We start from the raw sequence: 22920 nt of genomic DNA, 5'->3' as shown, positions 1-22920 counted from the left end.
ATCGACATGCAAGTGCGTTTGCCCCGCGGGCACGCCGCCGACCGTTCTGCCAATCGCGTGATCGACGGTCCGGCAGGCGACAACACTGGCGACCGAACGGGGCGTTCGGTTGAGCGCACCGCGCCGCCGATTCGCGCGACCCTGAAAGAAGCGCAGATCAAAACTTATGGCAGCCGCGAACTTTTCGACGGCTCCCGCGAGGTAGGGATAGAGCATGGCGGATCGCTCTATCGCCTCAAGATTACCCGCCAAGGCAAGCTCATTTTGAACAAGTAGGCACGACACACATGACGCAACATTCCAAGCCCTCCCCAGAGCAGATTCTCCAGGCACGGGCGGGCAACCCGAAGGCGCGCGAACGCGATTTCGCGCAGAGCCTCGGTATTTCAGAAGCTGATTTCGTTGCTGCCCATTGTGGCCTCGGCGACGATGCCGCCATTTCGGCCCGCCGCATTCGCGCGGATGTTGAGACATTGCTTAAGCGCGCTTCGACCCTTGGCGAAGTGATGGCGCTGACGCGCAACGAAAGTGTCGTGCACGAAAAGATCGGACCGTTCGAAAAGGCCGTTTGGGGCCCGCATGCCTCAATCGTGCTGGGCAAGCAGATTGATCTGCGTATTTTCCCGAAGCATTGGGTGCATGGTTTCGCGGTTCGCAAGAAGGACGGCGAGGAACTGCGCCGCAGCCTCCAATTCTTCGATGCCTCCGGTGAGGCCGTGCACAAGATTCACCTGCGTCCGGCATCCGATGTTGAAGCCTATGAGGCGCTTGTCACCGAACTTCTGCTTGATGATCAGTCGGGTTCGATCGAAACGACCGCGATTGCGCCGAAAGGTGCAAAGGCCAATGTCGCGCTTGTCGATACCGATGCCTTTCGCGAGCGCTGGAGCGCTTTGACCGATGTGCATCAGTTCATGGGGCTGCTGAAGGATTTTGGCGTTGACCGCCATCAGGCCGTGCATCTCGCCGGACAGGATTTCGCATGGCGTGTTGATCTTTCATCCGTGGAAGCGATGATGAACCACGCTGTGCAGCAACAGCTGCCGATCATGTGCTTTGTCGGCAATCGCGGCTGCATCCAGATCCATACCGGCCCGATCCATGAAATCAAGATGATGGGCCCATGGCTCAATGTGCTTGATCCGACCTTCCACATGCATCTGCGTCTCGATCACATTGCCGACGCGTGGGTCGTGCGCAAGCCGACCAAGGACGGTCATGTGACTTCGCTGGAAGCTTACGACGCCAATGGCGAACTGATCGCGCAGTTCTTCGGTGAGCGTCACGAGGGTGAGGCGGAATTGGCCGACTGGCGCATGATTGCTGAAAACCTGCCGCGTCTTCCCCGGTCGACCGCTGCATAGGACGCGCATCATGTCTGTCATTTCAGCACGTTTCATGCGCGTTGGGGCTGTCGCCGCTTTGGCATGGTCACTGGCAACCGGCATTGCCGGTGCCGATACCGTCGAGCGTTTTGCCGACACGTCACGCATTGTTTCCGTCGGCGGGCCGCTGACGGAGATCATCTATGCGCTTGGCGCGGAAAAGATGCTTGTCGCACGCGACCAGACCAGCACCTACCCAGCGGAATCGAAGGCTCTGCCAGATGTCGGCTACATGCGCCAGCTGGCGCCCGAAGGGGTGCTGTCGGTCAACCCGACCGGCATCTTGCTCATTCAGGGCAGCGGGCCACAAGACACGCTGGAGGTCTTGAAGAAGGCCTCGGTGCCGATGGTCATCGTGCCGGAAGATTATACCGGCGAAAGCGTCATTGCGAAGATCGAAGCTGTCGGCAAGGCGCTTGGCCTCGAAGACAAAGCCAGGGCGCTGGCGGATAGCGTTGCGAGCGATATTCAGGCTGCCGAAAAGGCCGCCGCTGCGCATGAGCAACGCAAGCGCGTGCTGTTCGTTTTGAACGGCGCTAGTGGGCGTCTGATGGCGTCTGGAACGGGTACGGCGGCTGACGGCATGATCAAGCTTGCAGGTGGTGTGAACGTCATCACTGAATATCCCGGTTACAAGCAGCTGACCGATGAAGCCATCGGCAAGGCCGCACCGGATATGGTTTTGATGATGAACAACGGTGGTGACGGTGTCGGTCCGGATGAACTTTTGAAGAACCCGGCCATTGCAAGCACACCTGCGGGCCGCAACAAAAATGTCGTCGCCATGGACGCGCTTTATCTGCTGGGCTTTGGCCCGCGCACCGGTGCTGCCATTCGTGAATTGTCGGCAAAACTCTATGGTGCGCCAGCAGCGCAATAATCGGATCACGCATCCGACATGAGGAATAAGCAAATGACCAGCCAAGGCCGTGTGGCAGGCGGAGAGCCCTTCACCATGCGTCATCGAGCCGGAGACAATCGGAAGAACGCTTGTGCAACCGGCACAAAGGTCGGGGATCGCACGCAACGCGCGCGCATTGTGCTGGTCGTGCTGGCGGTTGTCCTCTGCCTGACAGCTTTGTTCAGCCTCACGGCAGGGGCTTCGGATGCTTCACTTCTCACGCTGCTGCGCGGGTTTGCTGGCGGCGAGGGCGCGGAAACCTTCCAGCGTGATCACCTGATTATCATGGAAATCCGCCTGCCGCGCATTATCCTCGGCATGTTGATCGGTGCGGGGCTTGCCGTGTCTGGTGCCGTCATGCAGGGCCTGTTCCGCAATCCGCTTGCCGATCCGGGTCTGGTGGGCGTGGCCTCGGGCGCCAGTCTTGGTGCGGTGTCGATGATCGTACTGGGCGGCACCGTTCTGGCGCCGGTTATCGCCGTTGTCGGCATCTACGCACTGCCATTGGCGGCCTTCTTCGGCGGACTTGCCACAACCTTGTTGCTCTACCGGGTTGCGACTCGACGCGGGCGCACCTCTGTGGCCACCATGCTTTTGGCGGGCATTGCGCTTGGCGCGCTGGCGGGGGCTGCGACCGGCGTTCTGGTCTACATGGCCGACGACCGGCAGTTGCGCGATCTGACCTTCTGGGGGCTTGGTTCGCTTGCGGGTGCGACCTGGAGCAAGATCGTCGCTGCCGGACCCATTATCGCCGTGGTGCTGATTGCGGCGCCAATGCTGGCGCGCGGTCTCAACGCTCTGGCATTGGGCGAAGCCGCCGCCGGACATCTCGGCATTCAGGTGCAGCGCATCAAGAATATCGCCATCGTTACCGTGGCTGCGGCCACTGGCGCGACCGTGGCGGTAGCGGGCGGCATTGGCTTTATCGGTATCGTGGTGCCGCATATGCTGCGTCTCAGCATCGGCCCGGATCACCGTTATCTTCTGCCTGCGTCGGCTCTGCTGGGTGCCATTCTGCTTTTGCTGGCCGATGCAGTCAGCCGCACCATCGTTGCACCGGCGGAATTGCCCATCGGCATCATCACCGCCATGTGCGGCGCGCCGTTCTTCCTCTGGATATTGCTGCGCCAGCGCGGCCTTCTTGATCTGTGAAACTGCCATGATTGAAACCAAGGCCCTCAGTGTTCGTCTCTCGGGTAAGTCGATCATCGAAAACATCGATTTTACGGCGCGCGCTGGAGAGGTGACGGCAATTGTCGGTCCCAACGGATCGGGCAAGACAACGCTTTTGCGCGCTCTTTCCGGCGATGTGCCCTTTACGGGTGGTGCCTTTCTGGACGGGCGGTCATTTGCGGATATCAAGCCTTGGGAAATGGCAGCGCGTCGTGCGGTGCTACCGCAGGCGAGCGCCTTGTCCTTTCCGTTCACGGTGCGCGAGATCGTCGGGATCGGTTTGACCGGCGGTTACAGCGGCCTGTCGCGCGATCTTGAGACCGGCTTGCCCGACCTCGCCTTGCAGCGAGTTGACCTTGGCGGCTTCGGCGGCAGGCTCTATCAGGAACTTTCCGGCGGCGAGCAACAAAGGGTGCAACTCGCCCGCGTGCTTTGCCAGGTCTGGAGGCCCGTGGTCGATGGCTCTGCGCGCTATCTTTTTCTGGATGAGCCTATTTCGAGCCTCGATATCCGGCACCAGATCGTTGTGATGGAAATCGCGCGGGATTTTGCCGCTGAAGGCGGCGGCGTGATCGCCATTCTGCACGATCTCAATCTGACGGCCATGTTCGCCGACCGGATCGCGGTGATGTGTCAGGGCAGGCTCGACACAATCGGCTCCCCACAGGAGGCGCTGACCGATGAACGGCTGGAACGGGTTTATGAATGCGCGCTGCGGGTAGGGGTGCCGCCTGCGCGTGGTGTGCCTTTCGTGCTGCCGCAATCGGCCTATCGCGCCGCCGCTGAGTAACCTCAACGCATTACAAAAGGTCCGGTTTTCACCGGACCTTTTGCTTCTCTCGCTGTCGCAGGATTAGCTCGCGACGCGCTGTTCTTCCATTTCATCGAGACCGAGCAGGGCGCGTACATTCGGACGGGCTTTTACGAGGTCTGAAATGCTGTATTTCATCAAGACGCCGAAGAAGGCGTTCAGCGCTTCACGCAGCGCCGAGTTGAGGGCGCAGCTATCGACCAATGGGCACTCGGTCGCATCGTTTTCGAAACACTCCGCCATGGCGAAGTTTTCTTCGGTAACGCGCACGACATCGAACAGGCTGATATCGTTGGCCGCACGGCCAAGACGCACGCCGCCATTACGACCGCGCACGGTTTCAACCAGCCCGTTTTCCACCAGCGGCTGCAGGATCTTGAAAAGAAACAGCTCCGAAACGCTATAAGCGCGAGCGATTTCCGGAATGCGGCTCAGCTTGCCTTCATTCGCGGCACAGTACATGAGTATCCGAACGGCATAATTCGTCTGGCGAGTAAGGCGCATGACAGTTCCTTTCAGCACGTCCAGAGCATTTTCAAACCCGACCAAGTCAGGTCGGAAAATGCCCTCGCTCTTTGTATCCTGGTTCCAAAATCTGGACCGAAATTCCGGTTTGAACTCCACAAAGCTGCGCCGAGAACACTCTCCGCTCATGGCTTTTTCATGGAAACCGGATTTTCTCGATGGTCCAGTTTAGAATCGTTCTTAATATATACGAGGTCTTTCTCCACATTTAAAGTGGAAAAAACGAGTCGTATTTTTTCTGTTTACGAGCCCTCCCGTGCCCAGCTTGCATTTCACTGGCAAACGTCGATCCACTCGGCGGTTACCAATGCGGCCATCCTGTCCGGCGCAATACGAACCGCACTGTTTGTTGCTCCCGCTGCCGGAACCACTTCCTCGAATGCTTTCAGCGAGACATCGCAATAAACGGGAAGCGCGCTCGGCAAGCCGAAGGGGCACACGCCGCCGACGGGATGGCTGGTTTCGGCCAGCACGGTGTCGGCGTCCAGCATACGTGGCTTGGTGCCGAAGCGATCCTTGAACTTGCGATTGTCGATACGCGCATCGCCGCGTGTGACAACGAGAATTGTCTGGTCCTTGGTCGAGAAGGAAAGCGTCTTTGCAATCTGGCCGGGTTCCACGCCGTGCGCTTCTGCAGCCAAAGCTACGGTCGCGGTGCTGGTCGGCAATTCGATGACTTCGACTTCGGGCGCCTTGTCAGCAAAAAATGCCTTTACGGATTCCAGACTCATGGTTTCCCTTTATGATGATAATTAAACTCAAGTTTACGTCTCATTAACGATGAGAGCAACCCTAGAACTGTTATAATTTTGGTGGAATTGGTCAATTGAATAATAATTACCAATAAACGGCGAAATGCCGACCGGTTGGACAGCATGATGTGGCCCAGATGCTATTTTTTCCGCACGGACTTGTTTTGAACACATTGGCCACCTATATCGCTGTCATCGGCAAAGCTTAAGAGCGCTGGACGCGTCTGTTGCTCGCTATTGCCGCCATCGTTTAATGCTTTTGACCACGGATGTACTGGCACTGGTAGGAAAGCGATGGATCAGGAAGGTCGGTGCGTTTTCGCCCCGGCCTTTTTTGTTTTCCGGCGAAGTTGCTGTCCCCCTGAGAGATCGTACAGAACGGTCGCGATCAAGTTGACGCGGCGATAAAAGCTGCTAAGAAGTCACCCGTTGAGTGATTGGTTGGCAAATCGGTGATTTGCTGCTTTTCCCGCTGAGGGAAAAGAAGACATTACAATCACTTGGAGGGGTGGCCGAGCGGTTTAAGGCACCGGTCTTGAAAACCGGCGTGCAGGAGACTGTACCGTGGGTTCGAATCCCACCCCCTCCGCCATTTTCCTTTATAAGTCATTGAAATCATTGATAAAATAAAGTGCGGGCGAAGTTGACCCACAGATTTACCCACAAAACCAAATCCGCATCCATACCGCATCCGTACCGCAAATATGCGTCGGCTGGCGAGTCGAGTGCCGCCGGTTGCCCGGGGGAGTCTTTTCCTCCGCTTCTAACGTTATGACTCCCAACGCCATCGCCGCATTATGACTCATTAAGACGTTTGACAAGCGAGCAAGGATAGGTCAACGTAAATAAAATAGAAAGTATAGATGGTTATGGCTCCGCCATTTAACTGTCTTAATGAGGTTTTAGGTATGGTCTATACGCCGGGCGAATAAGCCATATCAGACTCAATCGTCGATAAAGTCTTTCAGTTCTACGTAGGTCAGCGTCTCCTTTGCTCGGGTTTGGATTACGTACCGCAGGTTTAGCTCCACTAATAAACAAAGTATGTTCTTTTAATATTGTTATTAGTTAAATTACTTTAGAACATTATTCTTTTTACAATAGTAAATAGGAATATATTGTCAATTTCGCATGGGTTTCTCTGGGAAAGTCTGGGGATGCGCTTTTGACAACCGGAACGTTTCAACATTTACTATGTATTATCGGATCGCACCGAAAGAATAGTGCAAGTAAATGCGGAGACGCCAACATGAAAACTTTTATTCGACTACCTGACGTGCGCCGCGCCACCGGCCTTTCCACATCCACCATTTACGAGGGGATGCGGGATGGCTGGTTCCCCAAGCCCGTCCGGCTCGGCCCCCGCGCTGTTGGCTGGGACGAGGATGTGATTGCGGCATGGCAGGAGAATTGCATCGAACGAAGCGGCGCGGCGAGCGCATAACTTTAGGAGGCGAAAGCCATGAACTACATTTCAGACGACAAGATCGAAAGCGCTCGGCTGGAGGCCAAGCTCGGAAGTTTTCGATCCGGCCCCGGCATTTCAGCGACCGATCATTTGAACGGCCAGTCGGTGCCGGAGTACGACAAGTCCTCGGACACGGTGGCGCTGGGCATCAGCGATTGCGCTGCAATGCACAAGCGGGAGATGGAACGGACGAAGGCTCGCGAAGCTGTGCGGGCGTCGGTCTTTGCTGCTTTCCCCGATGCCCCGCAGGAACTCCAGTCAATTATGTACAGCCATCCCAAGGTCGAGGCGTGGCTCGCAGCGTTCGCTCAAAAGGAGCAAGCCCGATGAAATCCGAAGACTTTTATCACGCCGCCAGCGCCCGCCTCTTCACCCGCCAACAACTGGACCAGATTGCGTACCGCTATCAGCAGTCGGCTGCGCTTTACCCAGAAGAGCATGAGCGCGTTGCCCGGTACATTCAGGATCATAAACTGGTCGGGCACCGGGAAGTGCTTGAGCACTACCTGCGTAGCAATCTGCCCATGTCCGAGCATTCCCTCAATGTCATCAACGCTTTTGCCGACTCCACCGCTACGGGCGCATATGACCGAGGCGCGGAAAGGGGTGCGCCGACGCATGGGCTGGAGACCTATGGCGGTGTGGAGTCGGCAGCGAGCCGCCTGTTCACCAGCACCGTGAAACCGGATGAGGGAGATAGGTGATGGCCGCGACCGCCGAAGAAATGCTCCGGGAACTGCGGTTTAGCCGGGGTGAGCCGGATGCTGTGGCGCGACAGGTTCTCCGCCATCTTGACGATACAAACTGGACCGAGGTGATGCGAGCGCTAGAAATGCTGGCTTCCGCAGGATGGACGGATGCCGAAGTCGCTTTCCGTGGGCTGGTGCTGGCGCGGGCTGAGGACTGGCTGGCGGAATGCAAGGCGTTACCGTTGGTTGAGCGGCTTGTCGCGACAATGACCACGCTGCGGGTGCTGGGCGAGCCGACGCCGGATGTGTCGGACTTGGTGGCGAAGGCGGAAGAAGCCCTGCGGAAACGGCGAGCGAATTGAGGCTGCGCCCCTAGTCCGTGGGTGCGCGCCGGGGCCGAACCAATGAGTGCCGGATTGGTTCGGCCCCTTTACTTTTCTCAAGCGAGGTAGAAGCCCCGGAGGTGAGTGATGAATAATATTGTTTCACTGGATGAAGCTCGGGCGCGACGCAGTGGCTCGCAGCCGGTCGATGATGCATTCGCCCAAGCATGGATGCTGATTTTCGATGCGTTGGAATTGGTCGAGGACATACCAACGGCTCGCGCCCAGAGCGCGTACGACAAGCTCTATGAGGGACTTCGGATATTGTTGAGCCGTGAGAAAGGTGCGCGTCATGGGTGACGAAGGGAAGAGTGAAAAGCCGCTGCGCTTGGAGGATTTGGGGTTGGGCGAAATTCTTCCGCCTGCACCAGCGAAGCCGAGGGCGGTTGACGCGTTTGCTACGCAACTGACCCGGAAACAGACGCCGGGCGCGAAAAACGGTCCGGGTTTTATTCGCAGGGGCAATGCAGAGGATTACGAGCCGTCGCTCGCAAATGCAAAGATCGCGATCACTTCCCTCGGCGTTCGCCCGAAATATGATGTATTTCACGACCGTATAGAATTCGAGGGGTATGGGAAACCGAGCGGAGAGCCGTTTTCCGACACCGCGCTGAAGATGCGGAATGCCGTGGTGGAGCGGTTCGGGTTCGATCCGAGGCAGGGCTTCATCGAGGATGCAACTCGAGTTCTGGCACTGGAGAATTCGTTCGATCCGGTGCGGGAATATCTCGATGGGCTGACGTGGGATGGGACGCCGAGGCTAAATACTTGGCTTTCGGTATATCTCGGTGCAGAGGATGATGAACTGACAAGGGCGATTGGTCGCGCGGTTTTGATTGCCGGGGTGCGTCGTGTGCGGCGTCCGGGTTGCAAGTTTGACGCGATGCTCGTGCTGGAAGGGGATCAAGGGCTGGGGAAGTCTGCGGTAGTAAAGGTTCTGGCGGGCGGAGATGATAATTTCACCGACGCGCTGGATTTCCGCCAAAGCTACAAGGAGCACATGGAGATACTTGGGGGGAAATGGATCGTGGAAGCGCCGGAAATGAGCGGGCTAAGTCAAGCAGCCGTCCAGTATGCAAAGCAATTTATCTCCAAAACCCACGATCGGGGCCGGAAAGCCTATGGTAAGTCAACGGAAGAGGTACCGCGCCGTTGTATCCTAATCGGAACGACGAATGACGCGACATATCTGAAAGACCCGACCGGAAACCGGAGGTTCTGGCCAGTGCGCGCCGGGAAAATTGACCTCCCCGCGTTGCGCAAAGTGCGTGATCTGCTTTGGGCCGAGGCGGCAGCAGCGGAACCCGGCGAAGCTGATCCGGTAACTATCCCCGCGCATCTTTGGGCGGTCGCTGCCGAGCGGGCGAAGGCGCGAGTTGAAGCTGACCCGTGGGAAGATACGCTCGCTGCGCTCCTGCCGAGGTTCGCCAAGGTTGCCGAGGGCAAGCAGCGGATCACGACGCAGGCAATCTTCGGGCAAATCCTCATGAAGGATATGCGTGAGGTGGCGATGCGGGAGAATAAGCGGGTGGCGGCATGTATGCGCAGGCTGGGGTGGGATGGGCCGAAGCCGCTTTGGATCGGGGGGACGGCGGTAAAGGGATATGAAAAAGACAATTAAATCAATGTTTTAATAAATCCTAACCGTATAACCGCACATTACCCGTTAGACCCATAGTTCTAAAAAGTCTATCGCAAAACACAATACCATTAATCAACTGAAGTTAGAGCGGTTAGGGGTTAGGATTGTGTTCTATATCATTGAAAATATTATATTTTTTACCAACCCGACCGATTTGCTCTAACCGGGTAGCGCACGAAATCGCCCTTGGCGTCAGCTAGGTATGGTTCAAAAAATAGGGCTGTTTGCGGCGCGAGCGCACCAGTTTGCCGAAAATGAGGTGCTCGCGCCGCCCAACTTCGCTCGAACACAAAAAGAAAGGGTATGCCCCATGACAAAGGATAACGGCGAAGCCGGTGAAATCCTAAGCCCCGCGCTCGCCGCGCTGTTGCAAATCATGACCTCTACCGAGGTGGCAGAGGCCAAGTGCGTCGAGGCCGCGAAAGCGATTATTGAGTATGAAGCGCCGCAAGGGGTCTACGACCTCACCCACCGATATTTGATCGGGGTGGCCGAGGACGACGAACAATCAACGGATTTGCGGCTGGAGGCGTTGAAGCTGCTGCGGAAGGTGGAGGCGCGCCGGGTTGTTCCGGGAGTGGCGAAAGGTGAAGATACGGAAAAGGCGAAGCGGCTAGCGCAAAGGCTGGAAGCAGCGCGAGAGCGGGTGGAAAGGTTTCGGAAGGATGTTTGGCCAAGCGCGACGACCGAACCTGTGGAAAAACAAGCTCACAATAGCGAAGCCCCAACATAAACTGCTACGCTACAAATGGGTAAGTGGGTTTCACTGAGGGCTTGAAATGGAGCAATCGACTACAGACGCGATTAGCAGAGTCGCGATGCCGAGCGTCTTAGACAAAGAAATTTCTGATTTTTCCAAAGATGCCTTCGGGCATCAATACTTTGCAAAAGCATTAGAGAGCCTGATTGAAGGGCCGCATAAGCCTCCATTTAGTATCGGTCTGCTTGGCTCGTGGGGGACAGGTAAAAGCTCCATTAAGGAGCTTTACCTCTCGTCATTGGCCTCAGGTTCTTCCGCACCCAAAGGAAAACAACGGAGAGATCGATTCAAGCCGGTAACCTTCAATGCGTGGAGATATGGGGGTGGAGAAGATATTAAGCGCGCGCTCCTTAGGCATGTCTTTATCGAACTAGGCGGAGACGACGTAGAACTTAGACGCTGTTTATATCAGCAAGTCACCGACACGGCCCAGAAAAAGCGGTCTTTGAGCGATTGGGGCAAAGAAGCGCTGGCTCAGAACTTTGCCTCTTTGTTGTTGTTTTGCGTACTCTTTATCGTCGTAATGACAACAATTTACGTTACTGCAAAATCGCTCGGAATAGATGGCGGTTGGAGCGTGGCCACCAGTATCGCCTTCGGAACAGCAGTTGCCGGATTTCTTGCAAAGTGTGTTGTTGATATAAGACTAAAATCTCCAACGCTTTTCAATAACCAGACTGTCATATCGTTTCCGACAACAAGCTCTGAGGAATATGAAAGGCTTCTGGTTGAGCAAATTCACGCGTTCAGGAAGACCAAAAGTGGGAAGACGATAGAAAGACTGGTCATTTTCGTAGATGATTTGGACCGTCTTTCAGCTTCTGAAATGGTTGCAGGTCTGGATGCAGTCAGAACTTTTTTGGAACTTCCACTTGCTAATGCCTCTGACGACTTTGGTGTAGTATTCGTTATATCGTGCGATGAGGATAGAGTAGCAGAAGCGTTGTCCCGTGGGCGTGGAATACTGAAACCGGAGTTACCGGGATCGGTGTTCACGCGATATGACGCAAGACGCTACCTTGATCGCCTGTTTCAATTCCGTTTGGAAATCCCGCCATTTCCGAAGTTGGACATGCGTCTGTTCGCTGAAAATAAACTACGTGAAGCAGGCAGCATCGTTGCCGATTTGGAGAGCAGAGGGGTCCGAGTTCAAGATTTGATCGAACGCCTTATTCACGTCGGAGTCGAAAGCCCTAGAAACGCGGTCCAAATAGTAAATTCATTCGTTCAGTCGTGGTGGGTTGCGGTACTGAGGGAGCGCGATGGAGCCGGTTCCGTTGTGCCCGGCGTACTGTACGAGGGAGCGGTGACGAATCATCCGTTCGCTTTGGCTGCGTTGTGTGCATTAAAAGTGGATTTCCCAGACTTTTACAATGAATTACAGAAGAGACCAGAACTTATTCGCGAGTTTGACCGATTAATTTTCAAGAATGAATCTTTAGAAAGTCTCGCTCCGGGTGCGAAATATGCCCTGAAGGATTTTATAATTACATCGAATGATGCAGATAATTCGTCAAATCAAGTAAGACAAGAATATAGGGGGCTTCGTCAGTACTTATCTAGCCTACAAGATTTGCGATGGCCAAAATCTTTGCAACCTTTGCTCCTGTTGGCGCAAGACACGATTTCCCGTAGGTTTGGTGACAGCGCGCCGGAACTTCATGATGCGTTTGTGTCCGGTGATACGCAAGGCGTCCTTGAAATATTCGGTCATCATCTCGACCGAAGTGATTTAGAGGTGGACCAGATAAAGCTTCTTGAGCAACTCGCTAAGGAGCTATCTGATGAGACTGAGGCTCGCCGTATCAATGCGGCAAGAGTATTAGCTGACTTAGCCCCCCGAATTCCTTCGCAATTACGGCGAGGTTTAATGGTGCCTTTGGCCCGTCAAATGAGCACCTCGAAAATAACCAGAATGAACGTCGGACCAGAGGCGGCGCAGGAAATCATCGAATCCATTCCTTCAATCGACCGACAAGATGTGGTCGCGGCATTTGCTGGTGATCTGCTGATCAAGCAAAAGTTGGATTGGCAATTGCCCAACAGGCAAACTCCTAACATTGACGAGCTTACCGTTAGTGTTAAAGCAGCTATTGATCTTGTTTTATCGGTTCTTAAACGTGATGGACTAAATCAAAATACGGCTGTTCTTTTGAAAGAGTGGCTCATCGTTCGCGAAATTCAGTCGGCAAACGCTGAAAAAGCTCTGCCGTTTAGCGAACTCGAAAAGTGGGTGAATGAGTACCCGGACCAACTACTGCCACTGCTCAATAGTGAATACAGTCGTCTTGCCATCGATACAATTGATAAGGATGCAAATTCCATTGCTGATAAGTCTCAAGTTTTCGCGAAATTGAATATCGTTTTCCACGATCTTGCAAAAAATGGTGAGGAAGATCGGAAGCTTTTGTGGCAACAACTTTCGAAGCTCGTCAGCGTCGAAGATGCTGAAGCAGTTTCAGTGGCATGGATTGAGGCAAACCGTATTGCCAATTTGAGTTCGGCGATTCAGTCGCGGGAGTTTCTAAGTGCTTTCGCAACACGCCTAGACAAAGACATGCTTGCCGAAGGGGCTTGGCCACTCGACTGGAAGGCTGGCGGAGCAAAATTCCTAGACCTGATGGTAAGTTGGAGAGAACACATCGATTCAAAGACGGCATCTGCAATAAGTCCGTTAGTGTATTCGTGGGCCTTGGGCTCTGATACAGCAGATTACATGGTCAGGGCGGCTGAAATTCTGAGAGAAAATCATAACGATGTGTGGCATGAGTTTGTTGATGGTGTAGTTGACGATGAATTATTTACTCTACCTGAACAAACGCTGACGTATCTTTCTTCACAAGTTGGGGAACTAACTGAATCAGAGCGCACAGAATTAGTTCAACAGATGGACGCTTTCGTAAACAAGACGCAACTCAGCGAAAATACATTGAAAGCATATGCCGGTTTTGCCCGTGGAATCTCCAAGTCGGAATGGTCGCTTTCGCCTTTTGAATCCCATTGGAAGAACCTCAGTAGCCGCCTTGTGGCGATGAGAAACGATACGAAGTACCTTGATGGGTTATTTCCAGTAAGTCGCGATATTCTGGTTGCAACACCTGTTGGAGAAGCCGGAGATTTGTTACACCAGCTGTTCAGTCAAACAGCAAATTCTATAGATCAAAACTCCGTCCTCCATAAACACATGATAGGTTTCTGGCCTGAGGAAAGTGATCAGATTGGCGATTATGATCCGACAGGTATTGCCAAGAGTGCGCTTCATATAATCAAAGGTAATCCATCATTTGCGGGTGCCGGATATATCTTCAGGTCCGTCGTTGAGTTGGCAGATAAAGAGCTCCTCGTCGAAGACTTGGATTCAGAAATTGCAAATGCTTCTATTGCTTTGTGGCCGCATAATGCAGAAACGGTGCTTGCTACGATTGACCAAATAGCGCCCATGCTATCGCCCACACATGTTGTTAGTTTGCTTAAAGGGCAACAAAGGTCAGACGACGTGAGTTTCATCGCCGGAAAAATGGCCAAAGTTTCGGATAATGCTGAGATCATTGCTGTCACTAAAGAGATACTGTCGGCTGAACCTCAGGAACTAGGTGAGGAAGCCGATGGAGTTCTTTTCATGTGGTTATCGGCATTGGATGAGCAAACAAGCGTTGTTCAAACACTTCTCAGTGACGAAGGACTGACTGACGAACAATGCTGTCGATTGTTAAATTATGTCGTTCAGTGCCGTAAGAAATTCAGCTTCGATTTCATAACTGAAATCGTAAGGGATTTTCTTGTGGACACAAATAGAGAAAAAACAAAGCAGTTTCTCGCGGACAGACTTACCATTATTTCGGACGTCGCTGCGGATGGCGAGCAGCAATCAAAAATATCTAGGGTTCTCATTAGTATTATACCCAAAATATCGACAAAGCATCTTCGAATTGTCGGCTCGGTAATCGAGAAGTTTGGCGCGAGCGGATACCTCGAGCGCGATAAGAAAGTTCTAGATCAATTAGACGCAGCGCAACTGAAGATTTTGTCAGAGTGTTTTCCAAGCTCGCGTCCATTGAGCAAGCGTCTGCGTGAAAAGGAAAAGGACGCGGCAGAATAGTAAACATGCGGTGTGCGGAGCGGATCGCTCTGCACACCAAAAAATCTACTTGGCGTTTTTCAGAATCCTAAACACACTCGCTCGCCCGATCCCCAGCTTCGTCGCGATAGCGTCCGCCGTCATCCCTCCGGCCTTCAACCGGAGTACATCTTCCGCTTTTGCCCGCGCAGTCGGCGCTCGTCCCTTGTATTTGCCCTCGGCTTTGGCCTTCGCGATCCCCTCTCGTTGCCGTTCTAGCATCAACTCCCGTTCAAACTCCGCAATCGACCCCAGCAAATTCAGCATCAGCTTGCCGGTCGGTGTGGCGGTGTCGAGGTTCATCGATAGGATGCGAAGCGCGACGCCCTTCGTGCGAAGCGTCTCTGTGATCGCCACGAGGTCTGCGACGGATCGTGCAAGGCGGTCCAGCTTGGTGACGATAAGCGTGTCGCCCTCGCGTACGTAGTCCAGCGTCCGCTCTAGTTCCGGGCGCTTAGTAGCCACAGACGATAATTCTTCTTGGAATATGCGCGAAGCACCTGCGGTTGACAGATCGCGGAGCTGGGCTTCAAGTCCAGCTTTCTGGTCGGTGGTTGATGTGCGGGCGTAGCCAACGATTGCGGCGGTGGACATGATGGACTCCGATTGTCTCACATAACTCTCTAATACTGTGATACTGGTGTATCAAAAAGTCAACTCCAATGTGTGTGATACCATCAGTTGGCTTTTTTCTGAGAATCGCTAGGGCTTGCCCTATTGATACTGCGCGGGAATACGGTGCTGTGAGGTTGAGCCATATGCATGTGGGCGGGCGTCGCATGGCATGGCTAGCCACGGATAGAATGTATCGGGAAACGGGACGGAATGGTGCCGCCATCAAGCGCGGCAATGATTGCCGGTAGTTCTATCCATCGAATGAAATATCGCGCCAAGCGCCGAATGCGGGGCGAAGATCGGTATGGTCCAGCCTTGCCCCACCGAGTTTCATTGCTTATTGTGTTCTATTATGGGACTGGGTGGGACTGACATTTATTCGGCAGTCTGCATGGCCGTGCGGAAGGGGGAACTGGCGGAGCCGTTTCGCGCCTTAGATGTGCGACGGGTTGCACCCGGCTGGGCCTATCCTCGCTATTTCGAGTTCCTCGCTGACCATTGCACCGACAAGCAGTCGCCCGATGTTGCGCTATTCGTTCGCGTCGCCAAGGGACGCTATCGACTCAACGACCAAAAAGCTGGGTAGGCCGAGGCCCCATCCCCCCTTTGCATTGTGCAAACGGCGAGGGCTACTTCGCCGGATGCCACCCCCCATCTGCCTGACCATGTCCCTCGCAAATTTTGTGTGAATTTTTCAGTCGTATGGCTCGGGGGCGAGCGCAAGCCTAACGCCTTGGTCTTCCAGATATTCGAGCACTGCGAAAAGCATAATTAGAACGCCCGACATTTCCAGCGTCTCTTCGATTGTTGAAACGACGAGGTAGGACGCATTGAAAAAGGTTTCGTCAGCCAAGAACGCTCCAATACCCTCGAAGACCAGAGCGCCGGTCACAAAAACCGCTCCTGCAAGGACGAACAGGCTTGCTGTGCGTCGGGGCAGTGCGAATAACCAGCGGACGAAAATAACTCCGACAACGATCACAACGAAAGCAGCCGGAATGATCCATGAGAAAAATGGATGGGCGGTGCCGGGGATGGCGTAATTATCCGCTCGCCATAAGCCGTGCATGTCCGTTCCCTCGTCGAGCGACATATAGAAGAAGATCGCTGACAAGCCCCACCACGCAGTCGAAGGAAGTGATTTGAGGCGCTGGACCCACGCGACCAATGCGAGCGCGCAGGCGGTTGCAAATAGCTGAAGTACAGAAAACCACGTCGGAACGTTCATTTCTCGGTTGAGGTCAAACATATGGCCGACGCGATTAATCGGCTCCATCGCAATGCCACAAGCTTTTGTGTACCAGCACACCATGACCACGGAGTGCAGAAATACTAGTAAAGCGATTATTCCAGCGGAAATCCACGCAATCAAAGATGGGCGAATACTGAAATAGAGGTGTGTTTGTGCCTGTTGCATGGTGCCCCCCCATAGGCATTACCCATTCAAATTTATCGCAACGACAGGTTACGTTCAACGAAATGGCGGCTACCGCTGCTTGTTTCGCCTACTATCGTTAATTTCTGACAGTGCAGTTCTTGCGTCGTTTTTTACTCGCTATAATTTACCAATCGCCAATACATTGTTGCCGGATGCAGGAGTCGTGGAAACGTAGTCAGCCCACGCGCTCATGAGCCTGCGTCGCTTTTCCAGCATGTCGCCACGCTGATATGCCGCCTCGGTTTTGTCGCGGACGGTGTGGGCGAGCGCGGCTTCGGCAATCTCGCGAGGGAAGCTGGAACGCTCCGCCGCCCAATCCCTGAATGTGGAGCGAAAGCCATGAACGGTTAGTCCCTCAGTGCCGTCCATTCCTCGAAGAACTTCTAGCATTGCCATGTTGCTCAACGGCTTACCTCGTTTCGCGCCGGGGAACACGTAAGGGCTGTGGGCTTCCCTCGGCGTTGATTGCAGGATTTCTACGGCGCGGTCGCAAAGAGGGACGCGGTGCGGCTTATCCGCTTTCATGCGCTCTGCCGGGATCGTCCAGACCTTCTCGACTAAGTCGAACTCGGCGTCGGTTGCGCCGATGGCTTCGGACGTGCGGACAGCGGTGAGGATTGTGAACTCAAGGGCGCGGGCGGCTATGCCCGATACCTCTCGGAGCCGGGGCATGAAGGAGGGGAGGTCGGTGTACGTCATGGCTGGGTGATGCCGAACTTTGGAAACCTTGGACCGGGCGGGAAGCAGCTTGTCTAGGTGGCCGCGCCAACGAGCAGGGTTTTCGCCGTTCCGATAATGGCGCGCTTTGGCCCAATCCAACACCAACTCAATACGTCCGCGTACACGGCTCGCGGTTTCGGTTTTTTCTGCCCAGATCGGCTCGATGATTTTAGTGATATGGGCGGTGTCGATGCTGGCGACTGATAGGGAGCCGATGACGGGGTAGGCGTAGGTTTTGAGGGTGTTGCGCCACTGGTCCGCGTGCTTGGCATTTTTCCAGCCTGCCGCGTGCGCCTTGATGTAGCGTTCGGCGGCATCCGCGAAGGAGATTTCGTTCGCGGCCTTCGCTCGCGTGGTGGCTTGGCGTTCTCGGCGTGCCTCAATTGGGTCTATTCCATCCGCCGTAAGTTGCCGAGCTTCTCGCGCCCGTTCCCGGGCTTCCCGAAGTGAAAAATCGTGGATGGAGCCAAGTCCCATTTCGCGGGCACGGCCAGCAAGCATGAAGCGGAAAATCCAAGACTTGGTGCCGCCCTTGGCGACCTGCAAATACAGCCCGCCGCCATCATTATACATGCCTGCGGGAAGTGCTTTGGCGACCATTGCGGCGCTTAATCTGTTGATGACGCTGGCCATTTCAGACCTCAAAAAATGGGATTAGAAGTAGCGATATTAAGCTGTTGAGATGCTTGAGTCTATTGAAAATGAAAGAATTTCACGTACACCATTTTTGAGTTTATGAGAGTAGAACCAAAAGTATACTTTGGTACCCACATACCTACCCACAAATGCATGTCGGAACCATCGGAACTAAGCGCAGATGACCGGCACGAAAATGATACGAAATTATTGATTTTATTGAGTTATCGGAATTACTCGGAATTACTCATAAGTTCGAATGACAGACACCCCCTCCGCCATTATTTTCCTTTTTGTTTTCGATGGTGCCGTCAAAACCGGCGACGGTTTTGGCTTTCCAAGCCTGCGCTTGGCGTGATCGATCGTTCTCAATATATAGAATATTATACTTTATTAAATATACAATAATAAGAAAATCATTTAAATAGTTTGAATTTATAATTTAACTTATCAAGTTTATACCTATTAAATTGCGAATACTAAGAAATAATATGGAATTGGAAAATCAATAATAACATTGATTTTATTTAATGATTATTTTTGAAAGTATTCATTTATTGTTCATCGCGGGTTGGGTAGCGTGAGTTCATCACGAAAGGAGAATATCATGTTCAAGAAAATCCTACTCGCGGCGATTGCTCTTTCGTTCATTGGTGCGCCGTTGGCGCAAGCTCGTGACAACCAGCCGCAGCGCAAACCAGCAGTGCACCAGGTGCAGAACAAGAAACAGTCCGCAAAGGGCTGGTCTAAAGGGCAGCGCTTCAATGGTTCGCGTCAAAGCGAAGTCAAGGATTACAAGCGTTATGGGCTTCGTGCACCGGGCAAGGGGCAGCGTTGGGTGAAGGTCGATAATCAGTATCTTCTGATTACCGCGGCAACCGGTCTTATCGCTGGTGTGATGGCCGCTCGGTAATTCGCGGATGCGTCAAACAGGACGGTTAGCGCCGTCCTCACTCGGTGAGCAGTGTTGGTTCTCCCTCGAATCCGGCGCTTCTCATCGAGGTTTTATTGTGAGATTGGCAATCAGCGCGATTGTCTGCGCATCAGCAGAATGAAGAGTGGCGTACCAATGAAGGCCGTCACGATGCCTGCCGGGATTTCCTGCGGAGCGAAGATCGCGCGGCCCAGCGTATCAGCCAGAACGGTCAATATTGCGCCGATCAACGCTGTCACTGGCAGCAGATGCCGATAGCGCGCCCCGCAACAAAGGCGCGCTGCATGCGGCGCGATCAATCCCACGAAGCCAATTGCGCCCACGGCGGACACCGCGCCTGCCACAGAAAGGGCTGACAGTAGTAGTAGCCATAAGCGCGTCGTGGCCGTATCCACGCCAAGCGATTCCGCCGCATCGCGACCGAGCGCCAGAATGTCGAGACGTTTCGCGAATGCAAGTGCGATAGCGATCAGCAGAAGCCAGGGGGCAAGCGCCGCCACATCCTGCCAGTTGCGCCCATGGGTGGAGCCTGCGAGCCAGGCAAGTGCTTCGGCAATCTGAAGCTTTGCCTCAATCACCACAATCGTGCTCAACGCTGAAAGGCTGGCTGCCACTGCAAGTCCGGTCAGCGCCGTGCGGGTCGGTGACAGGTTTTTGCCGAGCAGGCTTAAAAGCAAGACCACAAGACAGGCGCCGCCTGCCGAGCAGAGCGCAAAAAGCGCGCTTCCCGGAATGATGCCGCCGAGCAGTGCGACGAGGCTTGCGAGTGCTGCGCCTTGTGCGAGGCCCAGAGTTTCCGGGCCGGATAGCGGGTTGCGCGTCACGGCCTGCAACAACAATCCAGCCATTGCGAGTAAAGCGCCTGCGCCCATGGCCACCAACACGCGTGGCGCGCGCAGTGCCTGTATCGCCTGCCAGTCAATGTCGCGTCCTGCGATGCCGTCGCCGAACAGAAGCCCGGCCAGAAGAGCTGCTAACAGAACCATGCCAAGGCTCGCATAAAGTGCGACCGGTCGCTTGAATATGGTTTTCCCGAGGATCTGCGCGTTGTGGGCGGGTGCCTCCGCTTTCATACGACGCAAGACGAAGATCAGCGCCGGTGCTGCGAAACAGGCAGCGAGGATTCCGGTCGGGATGATGGTGCCGGCACTGCTTAGCCATTGAGCGGCAATGTCGGCTGAAAGCAGCGCAACCGCTCCCCACAGGCAGGCTGCGGGCACAAGCGCTTTGTGCCGAACCATGCCAGTGGCGCGGAGCAGGTTGGGCACCGCGAGACCAATGAAGCCGATAGGCCCGGCAATGGTAACGGCGGCACCCGATAGTACGATCGTGGCGAGAAGGCCGATCAGCGCGGTCGCTTTGCCAAGCCCAAGGCTTGCCGCCATGTCGCTGCCGAGCGCCATGACGTCGAACTGGCGGGCAAGGGCGACCAGCAGCAGGATGGCTCCGACAATAAAGGGGGCGAGCGGTGCAATTTTAGCCCAGCCTGTTTGTTCCAGCATGCCGGAAGACCACAGGATGATGCCGGATGCGCGATCATCTGCAATTAGGATAATCGCGGAAGAAAGCGCCGAGAAGGCAAGGGATACCGCCACGCCCGCCAGTGCCAGCCGAACCGCTTGGGCGCGCAATCCGCCGCCGACCAGCAGGCATAATGTTCCGCCCAGTGCGCAGCCGATGATCGTAGCGAGGAAGCCCGGAAAGGCAAATGGAAGCAGCAGACTGGAAACAACCAGGGCCAGTTGCGCGCCGCTGGTGACGGCCAGAATGTCCGGTGCTGCAAGCAGGTTACGCAAAATGGTCTGCATCACCGTGCCAGCGGCGGCAAGCGCTGCGCCGACCAATATAGCCGCTATTGCACGGGGCAGGCGAATGGTTTCGATGATAATCTGCGCCAGCGTTTGCGGCCGCGACGGCGACTGCAAAACATCCTGTAGCGTGACATTTCCACTGCCGATGACGAGTTCGGCGGCCGTCAGCGCGACCAGCAGCAGGATTACCAGAACGATAATTCCAATCGTGAAACCTGCCGGTTTAGTTTGGCTTGTGGTCAGAGGCTGCGCGGTCATTCCGCGCTCCGCTCGCTCTGCTGATTTCCGGCAGATGGCTTGATGGATGCATGGTTGACCCAGCGTGGCATGCAGAACGGAATCGGCAGAACCGGGTGCGCGGACACTTCGATATCGAAGTCGAAAGCTTCTCGGAGGCGTTCCGTTGTGAATACCTCTTCAGGAGAGCCAGAAGCCATCAAGCGGCCTTTACGCATCAGGATAACGTCGTCGGCCAGTTCCAGCACCTGATTGAGATCGTGCAGAACAGCAACGATGGTCAGGCCATGATCGCGGTTCAACTGCTTGAGCAACGTCAGCAACTCGGCCTGATGCCGGATATCGAGAAAATTCGTCGGCTCATCGAGAAACAGGACGGATGGTTCCTGCGCAAGCGCCAGCGCAACCCATGCGCGCTGACGTTCGCCGCCAGATAGCGAAGCCACCTGACGATGACGCAGGGCTTGCAGGCCGGTTTGCGTGATGGCGCGTTCGATTGCCTTTCGGTCATGATTGCCCAGTCGGGAAAACAGACCTCGATGCGGGTGACGTCCGTTTTCGACCAGTTCTTCGACGGTCAGGCCAGCGGGAATTTCCGGCATCTGCCCCAGCACGGCGATCTTGCGGGCCAGATCAATCCGTTTCATGCGGTTTATGTCTTCACTGTCAAACAGAACCTGTCCGCTCGTTGGCGTCTGAAGCCGCGCCATGCTGCGCAACAGTGTGCTTTTGCCCGAACCATTGGCCCCGCAAATGACGGTTATCCGCCCGGATTGAACCGAGGCATCGACCGAATTCAGAGCCATCGCGCCGTCAAAACTGACGGAAACGCCAACCGTTCTGATGATTGCTTCGTCCTGCGTGGCCATCGGCTTCCAAACAACATGTTCTTCGATGCCGTGTGATAGACAAGAGGATGGGCCTCCGCAAGTTTTCTAGAGCGTTCCGGTTAAGATTGAATCATTGGAAGTGCTACCGGAGTTTCTGCCGAGAGGTGTTCGATCAGCGCGCGGGCTGATGACGTCAGTTCGTCCGGCGCGCGTATGCAAAGCGACAAATGCCGTGTGGCCCAAGTGTCCGTCAGCGGGATCGGCACGATGCTGGTCGTTGTCATCATGCGATGAGCGACCAGTTCCGGGATGATCGCCAGGCCGACGCCAGCGGCGACCATCGGGCAAATGCTCTCGAATGTGCGCAGTCGCGTACGCATCTTCAGCTTGACGCCAAGGCGTGCCGCATGCGCTTCGATGTGATCGTAGAGCGCGCCGGAATAGAGGCCAATGAACGGTTCATGCAGGACATCGGCAAGACACGTCGATTTTCTGGCGGCAAGGGAGTGCTGCTGCCCGGTGATGAGAACCAGCCGGTCGATGGTGAAGGGGATGAGAACCAATCCACCGGTATCGACGGCGTCGGACAATATGCCAATCTCGACAAAGCCGCTCGCAACGGACCTTGCGATTTCCGCGCTCTGCCGTTCTTTCAGCTCGACGTCGATCTGTGGATTGTCTGCCATGAACTGCGCGAGCCGCATGGGAAGATATTCGGTCACAGCGGCTGTGTTGGCTGCCACGCGCACGGTTGAGCGCATGCCCCTGGCGTGGGTGATGAGGTCCGCATGCATGTCAGTCATCTGGCGCAGCACGAGGCGCGCATGATGGGCAAGCGCTTCACCCGCCGCAGTGAGGGTGATGCCGCGTCTGCCGCGTTCGAGAAGCTTGACCTCGCCAATGGCTTCCATGTCACGCAGGCGTTCGCTGGCCGAGGGCAGGGCGAGCCCCACTTCCGTTGCGCCATGCGTAATGCTTCCGGCGTCGGCAACGGCGATGAAAAGGCGAAGGTCTGTGAGGTCAAAACGCATGCATATTTATCGCTTATATTCTGCCTTCGGTAAAGCCGAAGGCAGAATATGGAACTTCCGCA

Annotated in this window: 23 protein-coding genes and 1 tRNA gene; 16 read left to right on the top strand and 8 right to left on the bottom strand. The window is 55.0% G+C overall.

What is annotated here, in order from left to right; translation table 11 throughout:
• Positions 1-129: 129 nt before the first annotated feature.
• The 5 genes from hemP to WIX40_RS03015 are packed head-to-tail and all read left to right on the top strand — an operon-like array spanning position 130 to position 4249.
• On the top strand, positions 130-276 hold the full coding sequence (gene hemP, locus WIX40_RS23650; protein WP_371834139.1) for a hemin uptake protein HemP: 147 nt from the start codon (positions 130-132) through the stop codon (positions 274-276).
• A gap of 11 nt (positions 277-287) precedes the next feature.
• Positions 288-1364, top strand: a complete 1077-nt coding sequence (locus tag WIX40_RS03030) for a hemin-degrading factor (protein WP_339438365.1) — start codon at positions 288-290, stop codon at positions 1362-1364.
• Positions 1365-1374: 10 nt separating this feature from the next.
• Positions 1375-2265, top strand: a complete 891-nt coding sequence (locus tag WIX40_RS03025) for a heme/hemin ABC transporter substrate-binding protein (protein WP_339438363.1) — start codon at positions 1375-1377, stop codon at positions 2263-2265.
• Positions 2266-2298: 33 nt separating this feature from the next.
• Positions 2299-3438, top strand: coding sequence for a FecCD family ABC transporter permease (locus WIX40_RS03020; RefSeq protein ID WP_371834113.1), 1140 nt, complete (start codon positions 2299-2301; stop codon positions 3436-3438).
• Positions 3439-3445: 7 nt separating this feature from the next.
• Positions 3446-4249: a heme ABC transporter ATP-binding protein gene (locus WIX40_RS03015; RefSeq protein WP_339438361.1), complete on the top strand. Its 804-nt coding sequence runs from the start codon at positions 3446-3448 to the stop codon at positions 4247-4249.
• A gap of 63 nt (positions 4250-4312) precedes the next feature.
• On the opposite strand, the gene rirA is transcribed toward WIX40_RS03015, so the two are convergent.
• Both rirA and WIX40_RS03005 read right to left on the bottom strand, forming a co-directional pair.
• A complete protein-coding gene (gene rirA, locus WIX40_RS03010) occupies positions 4313-4774 on the bottom strand; it encodes an iron-responsive transcriptional regulator RirA (protein WP_109367509.1) in 462 nt (153 codons plus the stop codon).
• Positions 4775-5067: 293 nt separating this feature from the next.
• Positions 5068-5526, bottom strand: coding sequence for a YbaK/EbsC family protein (locus tag WIX40_RS03005; protein ID WP_121538813.1), 459 nt, complete (start codon positions 5524-5526; stop codon positions 5068-5070).
• 523 nt (positions 5527-6049) lie between these two features.
• Here WIX40_RS03005 and WIX40_RS03000 point away from each other — a divergent pair.
• The 9 genes from WIX40_RS03000 (at position 6050) to WIX40_RS02960 (ending at position 14588) form a co-directional block, all read left to right on the top strand.
• Positions 6050-6139: transfer RNA gene (locus WIX40_RS03000), tRNA-Ser, on the top strand.
• A gap of 657 nt (positions 6140-6796) precedes the next feature.
• Positions 6797-6991, top strand: a complete 195-nt coding sequence (locus WIX40_RS02995) for a helix-turn-helix transcriptional regulator (RefSeq protein WP_121994584.1) — start codon at positions 6797-6799, stop codon at positions 6989-6991.
• A gap of 18 nt (positions 6992-7009) precedes the next feature.
• Positions 7010-7345: a hypothetical protein gene (locus WIX40_RS02990; RefSeq protein WP_151612342.1), complete on the top strand. Its 336-nt coding sequence runs from the start codon at positions 7010-7012 to the stop codon at positions 7343-7345.
• Complete coding sequence (locus WIX40_RS02985) at positions 7342-7719, top strand: hypothetical protein (RefSeq protein ID WP_151612340.1); 378 nt, start codon at positions 7342-7344, stop codon at positions 7717-7719. Before WIX40_RS02990 ends, WIX40_RS02985 begins: the two co-directional genes overlap by 4 nt.
• Positions 7719-8066, top strand: coding sequence for a hypothetical protein (locus tag WIX40_RS02980; RefSeq protein ID WP_264358689.1), 348 nt, complete (start codon positions 7719-7721; stop codon positions 8064-8066). The genes WIX40_RS02985 and WIX40_RS02980 overlap by 1 nt, the downstream gene beginning before the upstream one ends.
• 108 nt (positions 8067-8174) lie before the next feature.
• Positions 8175-8387: a hypothetical protein gene (locus tag WIX40_RS02975; RefSeq protein ID WP_043061704.1), complete on the top strand. Its 213-nt coding sequence runs from the start codon at positions 8175-8177 to the stop codon at positions 8385-8387.
• A complete protein-coding gene (locus WIX40_RS02970; protein ID WP_339438349.1) occupies positions 8380-9708 on the top strand; it encodes a virulence-associated E family protein in 1329 nt (442 codons plus the stop codon). The genes WIX40_RS02975 and WIX40_RS02970 overlap by 8 nt, the downstream gene beginning before the upstream one ends.
• Before the next feature lie 223 nt (positions 9709-9931).
• A complete protein-coding gene (locus tag WIX40_RS02965; RefSeq protein WP_339438347.1) occupies positions 9932-10462 on the top strand; it encodes a hypothetical protein in 531 nt (176 codons plus the stop codon).
• A 46-nt stretch (positions 10463-10508) separates the two neighbouring features.
• Complete coding sequence (locus WIX40_RS02960) at positions 10509-14588, top strand: KAP family P-loop NTPase fold protein (protein ID WP_339438345.1); 4080 nt, start codon at positions 10509-10511, stop codon at positions 14586-14588.
• Positions 14589-14633: 45 nt separating this feature from the next.
• On the opposite strand, the gene WIX40_RS02955 is transcribed toward WIX40_RS02960, so the two are convergent.
• Positions 14634-15200 carry a recombinase family protein gene (locus WIX40_RS02955; RefSeq protein ID WP_187963093.1) on the bottom strand — a complete coding sequence of 189 codons (567 nt, stop codon included), beginning with the start codon at positions 15198-15200 and terminating at the stop codon, positions 14634-14636.
• 412 nt (positions 15201-15612) lie between these two features.
• Between WIX40_RS02955 and WIX40_RS02950 the strand changes: the two genes are divergently transcribed.
• Positions 15613-15807 carry a hypothetical protein gene (locus tag WIX40_RS02950; RefSeq protein WP_313733548.1) on the top strand — a complete coding sequence of 65 codons (195 nt, stop codon included), beginning with the start codon at positions 15613-15615 and terminating at the stop codon, positions 15805-15807.
• Positions 15808-15915: 108 nt separating this feature from the next.
• Here the strand turns inward: WIX40_RS02950 and WIX40_RS02945 are convergent, their stop codons facing one another.
• Positions 15916-16638 (bottom strand): DUF8692 domain-containing protein, encoded by a 723-nt coding sequence (locus WIX40_RS02945; protein ID WP_264358696.1) that lies wholly within the window; start codon positions 16636-16638, stop codon positions 15916-15918.
• 138 nt (positions 16639-16776) lie between these two features.
• Positions 16777-18012 carry a tyrosine-type recombinase/integrase gene (locus WIX40_RS02940; protein WP_151612320.1) on the bottom strand — a complete coding sequence of 412 codons (1236 nt, stop codon included), beginning with the start codon at positions 18010-18012 and terminating at the stop codon, positions 16777-16779.
• A gap of 610 nt (positions 18013-18622) precedes the next feature.
• Here WIX40_RS02940 and WIX40_RS02935 point away from each other — a divergent pair.
• Positions 18623-18928, top strand: coding sequence for an RcnB family protein (locus tag WIX40_RS02935; RefSeq protein ID WP_109367460.1), 306 nt, complete (start codon positions 18623-18625; stop codon positions 18926-18928).
• Positions 18929-19038: 110 nt separating this feature from the next.
• On the opposite strand, the gene WIX40_RS02930 is transcribed toward WIX40_RS02935, so the two are convergent.
• From WIX40_RS02930 to WIX40_RS02920, 3 genes are all read right to left on the bottom strand, one after another.
• Positions 19039-21018, bottom strand: coding sequence for an iron ABC transporter permease (locus WIX40_RS02930; RefSeq protein WP_339438335.1), 1980 nt, complete (start codon positions 21016-21018; stop codon positions 19039-19041).
• Positions 21015-21866, bottom strand: coding sequence for an ABC transporter ATP-binding protein (locus tag WIX40_RS02925; RefSeq protein WP_339438334.1), 852 nt, complete (start codon positions 21864-21866; stop codon positions 21015-21017). The genes WIX40_RS02930 and WIX40_RS02925 overlap by 4 nt, the downstream gene beginning before the upstream one ends.
• An 80-nt stretch (positions 21867-21946) precedes the next feature.
• On the bottom strand, positions 21947-22858 hold the full coding sequence (locus tag WIX40_RS02920; RefSeq protein ID WP_339438333.1) for a LysR family transcriptional regulator: 912 nt from the start codon (positions 22856-22858) through the stop codon (positions 21947-21949).
• Positions 22859-22920: the final 62 nt, after the last annotated feature.

Source organism: Ochrobactrum teleogrylli, assembly GCF_037482325.1.
GTDB classification, from domain to species: domain Bacteria; phylum Pseudomonadota; class Alphaproteobacteria; order Rhizobiales; family Rhizobiaceae; genus Brucella; species Brucella teleogrylli.
This window is presented reverse-complemented; position numbering and strand designations above follow the sequence as displayed.

Excerpts from the sequence above, each read along its gene's own strand:
- WIX40_RS03030 (WP_339438365.1), top strand. The coding sequence starts at position 288 with ATGACGCAACATTCCAAGCCCTCCCCAGAGCAGATTCTCCAGGCACGG.
- WIX40_RS03025 (WP_339438363.1), top strand. The coding sequence starts at position 1,375 with ATGTCTGTCATTTCAGCACGTTTCATGCGCGTTGGGGCTGTCGCCGCT.
- WIX40_RS03020 (WP_371834113.1), top strand. The coding sequence starts at position 2,299 with ATGACCAGCCAAGGCCGTGTGGCAGGCGGAGAGCCCTTCACCATGCGT.
- WIX40_RS03015 (WP_339438361.1), top strand. The coding sequence starts at position 3,446 with ATGATTGAAACCAAGGCCCTCAGTGTTCGTCTCTCGGGTAAGTCGATC.
- rirA (WP_109367509.1), bottom strand. The coding sequence starts at position 4,774 with ATGCGCCTTACTCGCCAGACGAATTATGCCGTTCGGATACTCATGTAC.
- WIX40_RS03005 (WP_121538813.1), bottom strand. The coding sequence starts at position 5,526 with ATGAGTCTGGAATCCGTAAAGGCATTTTTTGCTGACAAGGCGCCCGAA.
- WIX40_RS02995 (WP_121994584.1), top strand. The coding sequence starts at position 6,797 with ATGAAAACTTTTATTCGACTACCTGACGTGCGCCGCGCCACCGGCCTT.
- WIX40_RS02990 (WP_151612342.1), top strand. The coding sequence starts at position 7,010 with ATGAACTACATTTCAGACGACAAGATCGAAAGCGCTCGGCTGGAGGCC.
- WIX40_RS02985 (WP_151612340.1), top strand. The coding sequence starts at position 7,342 with ATGAAATCCGAAGACTTTTATCACGCCGCCAGCGCCCGCCTCTTCACC.
- WIX40_RS02980 (WP_264358689.1), top strand. The coding sequence starts at position 7,719 with ATGGCCGCGACCGCCGAAGAAATGCTCCGGGAACTGCGGTTTAGCCGG.
- WIX40_RS02975 (WP_043061704.1), top strand. The coding sequence starts at position 8,175 with ATGAATAATATTGTTTCACTGGATGAAGCTCGGGCGCGACGCAGTGGC.
- WIX40_RS02970 (WP_339438349.1), top strand. The coding sequence starts at position 8,380 with ATGGGTGACGAAGGGAAGAGTGAAAAGCCGCTGCGCTTGGAGGATTTG.
- WIX40_RS02965 (WP_339438347.1), top strand. The coding sequence starts at position 9,932 with ATGGTTCAAAAAATAGGGCTGTTTGCGGCGCGAGCGCACCAGTTTGCC.
- WIX40_RS02960 (WP_339438345.1), top strand. The coding sequence starts at position 10,509 with ATGGAGCAATCGACTACAGACGCGATTAGCAGAGTCGCGATGCCGAGC.
- WIX40_RS02955 (WP_187963093.1), bottom strand. The coding sequence starts at position 15,200 with ATGTCCACCGCCGCAATCGTTGGCTACGCCCGCACATCAACCACCGAC.
- WIX40_RS02950 (WP_313733548.1), top strand. The coding sequence starts at position 15,613 with ATGGCCGTGCGGAAGGGGGAACTGGCGGAGCCGTTTCGCGCCTTAGAT.
- WIX40_RS02945 (WP_264358696.1), bottom strand. The coding sequence starts at position 16,638 with ATGCAACAGGCACAAACACACCTCTATTTCAGTATTCGCCCATCTTTG.
- WIX40_RS02940 (WP_151612320.1), bottom strand. The coding sequence starts at position 18,012 with ATGGCCAGCGTCATCAACAGATTAAGCGCCGCAATGGTCGCCAAAGCA.
- WIX40_RS02935 (WP_109367460.1), top strand. The coding sequence starts at position 18,623 with ATGTTCAAGAAAATCCTACTCGCGGCGATTGCTCTTTCGTTCATTGGT.
- WIX40_RS02930 (WP_339438335.1), bottom strand. The coding sequence starts at position 21,018 with ATGACCGCGCAGCCTCTGACCACAAGCCAAACTAAACCGGCAGGTTTC.
- WIX40_RS02925 (WP_339438334.1), bottom strand. The coding sequence starts at position 21,866 with ATGGCCACGCAGGACGAAGCAATCATCAGAACGGTTGGCGTTTCCGTC.
- WIX40_RS02920 (WP_339438333.1), bottom strand. The coding sequence starts at position 22,858 with ATGCGTTTTGACCTCACAGACCTTCGCCTTTTCATCGCCGTTGCCGAC.